General features: G+C 71.4%; 2 protein-coding genes. One reads left to right on the top strand and one right to left on the bottom strand.

Features of this window, described 5'->3' with window-relative positions:
- Window positions 1-123 (top strand): DUF885 family protein (locus tag KBX53_RS31930; protein ID WP_210863538.1); only part of this gene is annotated, 123 nt, incomplete at its 5' end.
- 70 nt (window positions 124-193) lie between these two features.
- Here KBX53_RS31930 and KBX53_RS37035 read toward each other — a convergent pair.
- Entirely contained in the window at window positions 194-1,690 is a 1,497-nt protein-coding gene (locus KBX53_RS37035; protein WP_210863536.1) for a DUF6114 domain-containing protein, read from the bottom strand.
- Window positions 1,691-1,812 lie beyond the last annotated feature (122 nt).

Raw genomic sequence — 1,812 nt, 5'->3', positions numbered from 1 at the left:
GCCCGCGAGGACGCCAAGGCCCGCAAGGGTGCCGACTTCGACCTGCGGGAGTTCCACCGGCAGGCGTTGGACCTGGGTGCGCTGGGTCTCGACCCGCTGCGTCGGGCGCTGGCCCGGCTCTGAGTCTCTGACGGCCCGGGTGCTGGCGGTTCGTCGTACCGCCAGCACCCGGAGCCATCGGGACGGTTGTCGTTCAGCCGAGTGCCAGCGCCAACGAGGGCCGGGCGGTCAGCGTGTCACTGGTGACGAACGCCAGATCGATGACCGGGTCGGTGAACGTGATCGAGATCGGCAGGGTGACCGGGATCCCGTCCGGCAACGGCAGGTCCGGGGTCAGAGTGAGCTTGATGCCGAGCAGCTTGCCGACGAACCGGGTGGAGTAGAAGGCCACGTCACCGCGGACGGTCAGCCGGTCGGTCTTGTACCGCTGGGTGCGCCCGTCGGGGCCGTCGGCGACCAGCAGGAAGTCGTCGGTCACCGCCTCCCGCATGCTGAACTTCAGCACCTTGAGGCTGCCCTTCTCGGTCCGCAGCTCGGTGGTCCCGTCGAACCGCAGCCCGGTCATGGTGACCTTGGAGCCGGTGAGCTTGGACGGCGTCTCGCCCACCATCGGCAGATTCGGGTCGGCCGCGATGCGGGGCAGCGGCTTGCCCGGCTCCGCTTTGTCCGGCTTGTCGGGCGTCGTGGCCCCGGGCTTACCTGACCCGCCCGGGTTCGGTGACGGGCAGGCCGTGGACCCGGGACGGGCCGTCGGCGTGACTGTCGGCTTCGCCGACGGGTTGGCGGTCGGGGTGGCCGACGGCGTCGCGGTCTTCTCGTCGCGTCCACCGTTGAACAGGTCCCCGATTCCATCCAGGATGTCGGTGATGATGTTGCCGTCCCGCTCCGGGCTGACGCTCGGTGTCGGGGTCGGCGTCCTGGTGGGAGTGGAGGGGCTGCGCGACGGCGTGACGGACCGGGACGGGGTCGGGCAGGCGGTCGCGGCGGGTCGGGTCGGTGCGGCCTGCACCGCTCCGGGCTGGGTGGCCAGGCCGGCCGCAGCGAGGCCCAGCACCAGCAGCGCGACTCCGAACACCCGCGGATCAGCAGGACGTCCCGGCCACTCGGGGGGTGCTCCCGCGTCGGTCGCGTCGCTCGCCGGGCGGTCCACCGGTTCGCCGGCCGCGTCGGTCTGCCCAACTCCGATCCGCTCCGTGTCGAGCCGCTGGACTCCGCGCTGCTCCGCGCCAGGCTGATCCGCATCGATTCGTTCGGTGAGGGGCAGTTCGGTGTCGGACAGGTCGGCAGCGGCTGGCGCAGGTCGGGTCGGGGTCCAGGCGAAGGCGAGCGCGCTGCCGACGATGCCGAGCAGAAGACCGACGAAGAAGCCGCCGAGGTTGAGCCCGATCAGCGAATAGACCGTGGTGACCGCCGCGACGACCGAGTAGAACAGCCGCTGCGCCGGGCTCAACCAGAGCAGCAGGGCGCAGGTCACCAGGATGACCGGGATCAGGAGCGAGAGCAGACCGGTGGCTCCGCTGTGGAAGCTCAGGCCGTTGATCGTCATCCGGGTGGAGGCGAACATCTCCACCCCGGCCAGGGCGACGAAGAGGCCTCCCCAGAACGGTCGGCTCCGCTGCCAGCGGCGGAAGGTCTGCCACGCCTGGGCCGTGCCGCCGGGCCGGGCGTGGGACGCGTTGGCGGTTGTCACGTACTCCTCCTGGCGGAGCGGGGACGGGGAAGGGGACGGCACCCCCGGTGGTCGGCCACCGCGGGCCCGACTCACCTCAGAAGCACTCCTTGCCCTTGGCCTCGTCGCCCACGTTGACCTTC

Source organism: Micromonospora sp. M51 (assembly GCF_018070305.1).
In the GTDB taxonomy this organism is placed as follows: Bacteria; Actinomycetota; Actinomycetes; order Mycobacteriales; family Micromonosporaceae; genus Micromonospora; species Micromonospora parva.
The sequence above is the reverse complement of the archived record's forward strand: the minus strand, read 5'-3'. Positions and strand labels throughout refer to the sequence as shown.